The organism is Streptomyces sp. NPDC059371 (assembly GCF_042751995.1).
Lineage (GTDB): Bacteria > Actinomycetota > Actinomycetes > Streptomycetales > Streptomycetaceae > Streptomyces.
Genome location: NZ_JBHYXD010000010.1, coordinates 150899 through 159596 on the forward strand (window position 1 = coordinate 150899; position 8698 = coordinate 159596).

The window sequence follows — 8698 nt, forward strand, 5'->3', positions numbered from 1 at the left end:
GCTCAAGCCCCCCCCCCCCCCACCCCCCTGGGCGTGGGCCCACACCCCACCCACCGGGGCGCCGCCCCCCCCCGCGCCCCCCCCCCCGTTCCCGATGCCGCTTCCCGCTGGGACCCTGGGAGATGCCGCTTCCCGCTGGGACCCTAGGAGGGGTCGCCCGAGGACACCTTGAGCTCGATCTCGGGCATGTTCTTGGGGTCGACGTCGTCACCGGCGGAGGGGAACTGGTCCATGATCGTGTCCTCGCCGTACGTGTTCTCGTCCACCCGCGTGATCTTCATCTGCCAACCGGCGGCCTGGAAGCAGGACTTCACCGAGGTGAGGTTCTTGAAGTGGAAGTCGGGGACCTCGATCTTCTTCGGGTCGTTGTACGACTCCGTCGCGTCCGTGCACTTCTCGGTGTCGATCGTCTTCGACGTGTCCGGACCCTTGTGGCCCGCGACCGCGGTGGTCGACGAACTGGCGGTGCTGTCGCCGCCGCCCTTGTCGTCGTCGCTCCCGCCGTTCAGGGTGAGCGCCGTGATCAGACCGCCGATCGCGATGAGCGCGACCAGGACCGAGCCGACCACGACCGACTTGTTGCTCCCGCCGCCGCCCTGGCCGCCGGCGGGCTGGGGCGAGAGGTTGTACGGGGGAGGCGTGGAGGCGCCGTGCTGCCCGGCGTACGCGGAGGTCTGCGGCGGAGTCGGGTAGCCGCCCTGCTGCGGGTAGCCGTACGCCGGTGCGGGCGTCGGCGTGCCGTACGGGTTCGGCTGGTACGGCGTCTGCACGGGGCCGGGGGCCGGGGTGCCCTGGTCGACCGGCGGGAAGACGGCGGAGCCGACGCCCGAACCGCTCGGTGTCTGGGCGCCCGGCACGATGTTCGGCGCGGCGGCCTGGAAGGACTGGGCGACCCGGAGGCACTCGTCGCGCATGATCTCGGCGCTCGGGAAGCGTTCGTTCGGGTTCTTCTTCAGTGCGCGGGCGATCAGCGCGTCCACGGCCGGGGGCAGCGAGCGGTTGACCGAGGAGGGCGCGACCGGCTCCTCCTGGACGTGCGCGTACGCGATCGCCAGCGGGGAGTCCGCCTCGAACGGCAGCCGCCCGGTGACGAGCTGGAACAGCATGATGCCGACCGAGTACAGGTCGGACCGGGCGTCGACGCCCCGGCCGAGGGCCTGCTCCGGGGACAGGTACTGCGGGGTGCCGACGACCATGCCGGTCTGCGTCATGGAGGTGACGCCGGACTGCATGGCGCGGGCGATGCCGAAGTCCATGACCTTGACGATGTTGCGCTTGGTCATCATCACGTTGCCGGGCTTGATGTCCCGGTGGACCAGGCCCATCTCGTGGCTGATCTCCAGGGCCGCCAGGACGTCCGCGGTGATCTTCAGGGCCTTGTCGGCGGGCATCGCGCCGTACTGCTGGATGTCCGCGTCGAGGACCGAGCCGAGCGGCTTGCCCTCGATGTACTCCATGACGATGTACGGCGTCGTCATGCCGTCGAGGTCGTCCTCGCCGGTGTCGAACACCGAGACGATGTTCGTGTGCGTGAGCTTGGCCACCGACTGGGCCTCGCGGCGGAAGCGCTCGCGGAAGGCCTGTTCCCGGCCGAGTTCGGTGTGCAGGGTCTTGATCGCGACCTGCCGGTCGAGCACCGAGTCGTAGGCGAGATGCACCGAGGCCATACCGCCCTCGCCGAGCAGATCGCGCAACTGGTAGCGGCCGCCGGCGACCGCGCGCCCCGCGTACCGGCCCTGTGCGCCGTCCTGGCTCATCTTCTGCGTCCCCCGCGGCATCGGTGATCGATTGGCTTATTCCGGGCCAAGTCTGCCCGAGGGCACGGACACGTCAAGCTCGGTGCCCGTTCCGTGACCGTCTGAGAAAGAAGCGTCGCGGAAGCGTTACAGGTGACGTACGCCCGGTACACGGAATGTGCACCGACCGACTTCGACGGACATCACGGCCGGTCCATCTCACGCTCATCTCGGACCGGTGCCCCGCGTGGAGCCTGTAGCGTGGCCCGACGGAGACCGTAACAACCACCGCGCAGACCGCGGGCAGAAACGACGGCGAGGACTGATGGCACAGCAGCAGCGCGCTCAGGGCCCGTCCGACCCCGAGGCGACTGGCGGCGGTATGTCAGATGCGCCGGAGCTGTGGGGTAACGGCGGGCTGGTCGGCGACGGCCGGTATCGGCTGACACACCGGCTCGGCCGGGGCGGCATGGCCGAGGTGTTCGCCGCGGAGGACGTGCGCCTGGGACGGACCGTGGCGGTGAAGCTGCTCCGTTCCGATCTGGCCGAGGACCCCGTGTCCAAGGCGCGTTTCACGCGCGAGGCGCAGTCGGTCGCGGGGCTCAACCACCACGCGGTCGTGGCTGTGTACGACTCCGGCGAGGACGTGGTCGGGCACGGCGTCGTCCCGTACATCGTCATGGAGATCGTCGAGGGTCACACGATCCGCGATCTGCTGATCAACGCCGAGGCCCCCGGGCCCGAGCAGGCGCTGATCATCGTCTCCGGTGTCCTCGAGGCGCTGGCCTACTCGCACCAGCACGGGATCGTGCACCGCGACATCAAGCCGGCGAACGTGATCATCACGGAGACCGGCGCGGTCAAGGTGATGGACTTCGGCATCGCGCGTGCCCTGCACGGCGCGCAGTCGACGATGACCCAGACCGGCATGGTCATGGGCACCCCGCAGTACCTCTCCCCGGAGCAGGCGCTCGGCAAGGCCGTCGACCACCGCTCCGACCTGTACGCGACCGGCTGCCTGCTCTACGAACTCCTCGCGCTGCGCCCCCCGTTCACCGGCGAGACCCCGCTGTCGGTGGTCTACCAGCACGTCCAGGACATCCCGCTGCCTCCCTCGGAGGTCTCGGGCGAGGTGCCGCCGGAGCTCGACGGGCTCGTCATGCGCGCCCTCGCGAAGGATCCGGACGACCGGTTCCAGACCGCCGAGGAGATGCGCGGACTCGTCCAGTACGCGCTCCAGATGCTGTACGACCAGGGCAGCCACACCGGCACCTGGAACACCGGCCCGGTCACCATGCACGAGGGGCCGCACGGCCAGGGAGCCGGTTTCGCCGGCACGGCGTCGCTGCCGCACCCCGGCGACTACGGCACCACGCAGATCCCGGCGCCGCTCATCCCGGCCTACGGGGCCGGTGACGACGGTGGTTTCGAGGGGCACGGCAACCGGGGCAGCGGCCGCGGCAAGCTGTGGCTCCTCGCGGTCTTCGCGTTGATCGCCATCGCCGGCGGTGTCGGGCTCGCGCTGCACAACATGGGCAACGGCACGGGTTCGGGGACCGGCACCACGCCGACGCCGACCGTCTCGCACTCCAACAAGCAGGACGACGCCACCGATCAGCCCACCGACGACTCGACGGACCAGTCCTCGGACGACGGCACGTCGGACGACTCGACCAACACCGGCGACACCACGGACGACCCCCCGACGTACGAGCCGACCCGGAACGCCACCACCCCGGAGCCGACGGACGAGCCGACGGACGAGCCGACGAAGACCGCGCCGACCTCGGCGGAGCCGAGCACCCCGGCGACGCCGACGGACGAGCCGGAGTCCAGCGAGCCGGCCGGCGGCGGCACCGAGTCCCCCGCCGCGGGGGACCTGGGCTGACCTGGGCCGACCTCGTCCGGTCCTCCCGGGTCCGTTTCGGGATCCGGGAGATCGGATTCTTTCCGTCCGCTTTTTGCGTCCGGTCTCCGTAAAGGCGTCACCAGTCCCAAAGGGTCACCAGTCCCAAAGGGTCACCAGCCCCAAAGGGGTCACCAGCACCCAAGGGGCCACAAGCCCCTGGTCATTCAAGGATGTCGCTGTTCCGCCTGTTTGCGGGCCACATAGGCGGCCGCCTGCGACCTGCGCTGCATTCCCAGTTTGGAGAGCAGGCTCGACACGTAATTCTTGATCGTTTTCTCGGCCAGGTGCAGTCGCTCCCCGATCTGGCGATTGGTGAGCCCCTCGCCGATCAGATCGAGGATTCTGCGTTCCTGGTCGGTGAGACGGGAGAGCCGGCCGTTGTCCTTGCCGCCGCCGTCCCGCAGCCTTTCCAGGACACGCGCGGTGGCCACCGGGTCCAGCAGGGATTTTCCGGCCGCGACATCCCGTACGGCCGTGAGCAGCTCATGGCCGCGAATCGCCTTGAGGACATAGCCCGAGGCGCCTGCCATGATCGCGTCGAAGAGGGCCTCGTCGTCGGCGTACGAGGTCAGCATCAGGCATTTGATGTCCTCGTTCGCGGAGCGGACCTCGCGGCAGACCTCCACCCCGCTGCCGTCCGGGAGACGTACGTCCAGGACGGCCACGTCCGGGCGGGTGGCCGGGATCCGTACCAGTGCGTCGGCCGCCGTACCCGCTTCCCCCACCACTTCGAGGTCGTCCTCGACCGAGATCAGTTCGTGGACGCCGCGCCGGACCACTTCGTGGTCATCGAGGAGGAATACCGTGATTTTCCCGATTTCACGCACGGTGTCAGTCTCACACACGGCCCTCGGCATTGCCCCAGGTGAACTCTTCCCGAGGCCGGGGTGGCCGGGATAACGTGCCAGGGTTCCGGCCCCCTGCAAGGCTGTGACCAGTGCTGTGACCAGCGACTGTTCCGATCTGCTCGATCTAGTAGGAAATTCACGTTTCCAAGTACTTGGATTTCCTATCAAAATCGCAGGTCAGGAGGGGTTTCACAGAAATGTGAAGCACTGGGTAACGTGGCAGTTGCAGGGCGCTCGCCGGGGCACCTGTCACGCCTGTTCCCGGCCGAGTGGCACCCACCCCGTGCACGGGTGCCGGAACAGGCGAGCCGCTCTCCCGAACTCGAACCGCGAGCGAGGGGGAACCCAGCCTTCCGGCAACCCCGGGGGCCGGACCGACGGAGGAGCACACGTGACCGTGGAGAGCACTGCCGCGCGCAAGCCGCGACGCAGCGCCGGTACGAAGAGCGCCGCGAGCGCCAGTACGACCGGTACCAAGAGCGCCGCGAGCAGGAGCGCCGGCGCGGCCGCCAAGAAGTCGCCCGGTGCGACGGGCGGCGAGCCGGAGCTCGTTCAGCTGCTGACCCCGGAAGGCAAGCGGGTCAAGGACGCCACGTACGACCCGTACGTCGCCGACATCACCCCCGAGGAGCTGCGCGGCCTGTACCGGGACATGGTCCTGAGCCGCCGCTTCGACGCGGAGGCCACCTCCCTGCAGCGCCAGGGCGAGCTGGGCCTGTGGGCCTCGATGCTCGGCCAGGAGGCCGCCCAGATCGGCTCCGGCCGCGCCACCCGTGACGACGACTACGTCTTCCCGACCTACCGCGAGCACGGCGTCGCCTGGTGCCGCGGAGTCGACCCGACCAACCTGCTCGGCATGTTCCGGGGTGTGAACAACGGCGGCTGGGACCCGAACGGCAACAACTTCCACCTGTACACGATCGTCATCGGCTCGCAGACGCTGCACGCCACCGGCTACGCCATGGGCATCGCCAAGGACGGCGCCGACTCGGCCGTGATCGCGTACTTCGGTGACGGCGCCTCCAGCCAGGGCGACGTCATGGAGGCCTTCAACTTCGGCGCCGTCTACAACGCGCCGGTCGTGTTCTTCTGCCAGAACAACCAGTGGGCGATCTCCGAGCCGACCGAGCGCCAGATGCGTGTGCCGCTCTACCAGCGCGCTCAGGGCTTCGGCTTCCCCGGCGTCCGCGTCGACGGCAACGACGTCCTCGCCTGCCTCGCGGTCACCAAGTGGGCGCTGGAGCGGGCCCGCAGCGGCGAGGGCCCCACGCTGGTGGAGGCCTTCACCTACCGCATGGGCGCGCACACCACCTCCGACGACCCGACCAAGTACCGGGCCGACGAGGAGCGCGAGGCGTGGGAGGCGAAGGACCCGATCCTGCGCCTGCGCGCCTACCTGGAGTCCGCGAACCACGCGGACGAGGGATTCTTCGCGGAACTCGAGGCCGAGAGCGAGGCGTTGGGCAAGCGGGTGCGCGATGTGGTGCGGGCCATGCCTGACCCGGATCACTTCGCCATCTTCGAGAACGTGTACGCGGACGGGCACGCGCTCGTCGACGAGGAGCGCGCCCAGTTCGCCGCCTACCAGGCGTCGTTCGCGGACGCAGGGGAGGGCAAGTAGCCATGACGACGGAAAAGATGGCGCTGGCCAAGGCGATCAACGAATCGCTGCGTACGGCTCTCGAAACCGACCCCAAGGTCCTCATCATGGGCGAGGACGTCGGCAAGCTCGGCGGTGTCTTCCGGGTCACGGACGGGCTCCAGAAGGACTTCGGCGAGGAGCGGGTCATCGACACCCCGCTCGCCGAGTCGGGCATCGTCGGCACCGCGATCGGCCTGGCCCTGCGCGGCTACCGCCCGGTCGTGGAGATCCAGTTCGACGGATTCGTCTTCCCGGCGTACGACCAGATCGTCACCCAGCTCGCGAAGATGCACGCGCGGGCGCTCGGCAAGATCAAGCTGCCCGTCGTCATCCGTATCCCGTACGGCGGCGGCATCGGCGCGGTCGAGCACCACTCCGAGTCCCCCGAGGCGCTCTTCGCGCACGTGGCGGGCCTGAAGGTGGTCTCGCCCTCGAACGCCGGCGACGCCTACTGGATGATGCAGCAGGCCATCCAGAGCGACGACCCGGTGATCTTCTTCGAGCCCAAGCGGCGCTACTGGGACAAGGCCGAGGTCAACAAGGACGCCATCCCCGGTCCGCTGCACAAGGCGCGGGTGGCGCGCGAGGGCAGCGACCTCACCCTGGTCGCGTACGGCCCGATGGTGAAGGTCTGCCTGGAGGCCGCCGCGGCCGCCCAGGAGGAGGGCAAGTCGATCGAGGTCCTGGACCTGCGCTCGATGTCCCCGATCGACTTCGACTCGATCCAGGCCTCGGCCGAGAAGACCCGCCGCCTGGTCGTCGCGCACGAGGCGCCGGTGTTCCTGGGGACGGGCGCGGAGATCGCGGCCCGCATCACGGAGCGGTGCTTCTACCACCTGGAGGCGCCCGTTCTGCGGGTCGGCGGCTACCACGCCCCGTACCCGCCGGCCCGCCTGGAGGAGGAGTACCTTCCGGGCCTGGACCGGGTGCTCGACGCCGTCGACCGCTCGCTGGCGTACTAGGAGAGAGTCGTGACGACGATGACTGAGAACGCGTCGGGACTCCGCGAGTTCAAGATGCCCGATGTGGGCGAGGGACTCACCGAGGCGGAGATCCTCAAGTGGTACGTCCAGCCCGGTGACAAGGTCACCGACGGGCAGGTCGTCTGCGAGGTCGAGACCGCCAAGGCCGCGGTCGAACTGCCGATCCCGTACGACGGTGTGGTGAGCGAGCTCCGCTTCCCCGAGGGCACGACGGTGGACGTCGGCCAGGTGATCATCTCGGTGGACGTGTCCGGTGGCGCGGCGCCCGCGCCGGCGGCCCCGGCCGCCGCACAGGCTCCCGCCGTTCCCGTGGAAGCCCCCGCCGAGGAGGCCAAGCCCGAGGGCCGCAAGCCGGTCCTCGTCGGGTACGGCGTGGCGGAGTCCTCCACCAAGCGGCGCCCCCGCAAGGGAGCCGAGACCCCCGCCGCCCAGCAGGGCGAGACGCTCTACGCGGCCACCGCGATCCAGGGCGAGCTCAACGGCCACGCCCACGGCACCGCCCACGGCACCGCGCCCGGCGGGCAGCGGCCGCTCGCCAAGCCCCCGGTCCGCAAGCTCGCCAAGGACCTCGGTGTCGACCTGACGACGGTCACCCCGTCGGGCCCGGACGGCATCATCACGCGGGAGGACGTGCACGCGGCGGCCGCCCCGGCGCAGGCGCCCGCCCCCCTCGCGGCCTCGGCTCCCGCAGCCGTCCCGCAGGCCCCGGTCCAGGTCCAGCCGCAGGCCCCGGCCCCGGCCGCGTCGTACGACGGCGCGCGTGAGACCCGGATCCCCGTCAAGGGCGTCCGCAAGGCGATCGCCACCGCCATGGTCGGGTCCGCGTTCACCGCGCCCCACGTCACGGAGTTCGTGACGCTCGACGTGACGCGCACGATGCGGCTGGTCGAGGAGCTCAAGCAGGACAAGGACATGCAGGGGCTGCGGGTCAATCCGCTGCTGCTGGTGGCCAAGGCCCTGCTGGTCGCGATCAAGCGCAACCCGGACGTCAACGCGTCCTGGGACGAGGCCAACCAGGAGATCGTCCGGAAGCACTACGTGAATCTGGGCATCGCCGCGGCCACCCCCCGGGGTCTGATCGTGCCGAACATCAAGGACGCCCACAGCAAGACCCTGCCGCAGCTCGCCGAGTCGCTGGGCGAGCTGGTGGCCACGGCCCGCGAGGGCAAGACCTCGCCGGCCGCGATGCAGGGCGGCACGGTGACGATCACCAACGTCGGCGTCTTCGGCGTCGACACGGGCACGCCGATCCTCAACCCCGGCGAGTCCGCGATCCTCGCGGTGGGCGCGATCAAGCCGCAGCCCTGGGTCCACAAGGGCAAGGTCAAGCCCCGTCAGGTCACCACGCTGGCGCTGTCCTTCGACCACCGCCTGGTCGACGGCGAGCTCGGCTCCAAGGTCCTCGCCGACACGGCGGCCGTCCTGGAGCAGCCCAAGCGGCTGATCACCTGGGCGTAGCCCGATCGGCCGGGGTCCGAGCCCGGACGCCAACAGGAAGGGGGCGGGGCGGCCCCCCCCCCCCGCGGCCCCCCCGGGGGTGTGGGGGGGAGAAAGGGCGGGCGGGCGGGGTAAAAGACAGG

At 70.1% G+C, this 8698-nt stretch carries 6 protein-coding genes; 4 read left to right on the forward strand and 2 right to left on the reverse strand.

The features are described 5' to 3' along the window. Window positions 1-143: 143 nt before the first annotated feature. Window positions 144-1757, reverse strand: a complete 1614-nt coding sequence (locus tag ACFXGX_RS09115; RefSeq protein WP_384786915.1) for a protein kinase — start codon at window positions 1755-1757, stop codon at window positions 144-146. A gap of 304 nt (window positions 1758-2061) precedes the next feature. Between ACFXGX_RS09115 and ACFXGX_RS09120 the strand changes: the two genes are divergently transcribed. Beyond that, entirely contained in the window at window positions 2062-3624 is a 1563-nt protein-coding gene (locus ACFXGX_RS09120) for a protein kinase (RefSeq protein WP_384786918.1), read from the forward strand. A 185-nt stretch (window positions 3625-3809) separates the two neighbouring features. Here the strand turns inward: ACFXGX_RS09120 and ACFXGX_RS09125 are convergent, their stop codons facing one another. Further along, window positions 3810-4472: a response regulator transcription factor gene (locus tag ACFXGX_RS09125; RefSeq protein WP_355765121.1), complete on the reverse strand. Its 663-nt coding sequence runs from the start codon at window positions 4470-4472 to the stop codon at window positions 3810-3812. 412 nt (window positions 4473-4884) lie between these two features. Here ACFXGX_RS09125 and pdhA point away from each other — a divergent pair, with 412 nt between their 5' ends. The 3 genes from pdhA to ACFXGX_RS09140 are packed head-to-tail and all read left to right on the forward strand — an operon-like array spanning window position 4885 to window position 8576. Continuing rightward, window positions 4885-6114 carry a pyruvate dehydrogenase (acetyl-transferring) E1 component subunit alpha gene (pdhA, locus tag ACFXGX_RS09130; protein ID WP_384786921.1) on the forward strand — a complete coding sequence of 410 codons (1230 nt, stop codon included), beginning with the start codon at window positions 4885-4887 and terminating at the stop codon, window positions 6112-6114. Between the two features lie 2 nt (window positions 6115-6116). Beyond that, entirely contained in the window at window positions 6117-7097 is a 981-nt protein-coding gene (locus tag ACFXGX_RS09135) for an alpha-ketoacid dehydrogenase subunit beta (protein ID WP_384786924.1), read from the forward strand. Window positions 7098-7106: 9 nt separating this feature from the next. Further along, the gene (locus ACFXGX_RS09140; RefSeq protein ID WP_384786927.1) at window positions 7107-8576 is read left to right on the forward strand and encodes a dihydrolipoamide acetyltransferase family protein; all 1470 of its coding nucleotides are present in this window, start codon (window positions 7107-7109) and stop codon (window positions 8574-8576) included. Window positions 8577-8698: the final 122 nt, after the last annotated feature.

What these genes read in the sequence shown, in the direction of transcription:
- ACFXGX_RS09120 (WP_384786918.1), top strand. Translation starts at nt 2,062, where the DNA reads ATGGCACAGCAGCAGCGCGCTCAGGGCCCGTCCGACCCCGAGGCGACT.
- ACFXGX_RS09115 (WP_384786915.1), bottom strand. Translation starts at nt 1,757, where the DNA reads ATGAGCCAGGACGGCGCACAGGGCCGGTACGCGGGGCGCGCGGTCGCC.
- ACFXGX_RS09135 (WP_384786924.1), top strand. Translation starts at nt 6,117, where the DNA reads ATGACGACGGAAAAGATGGCGCTGGCCAAGGCGATCAACGAATCGCTG.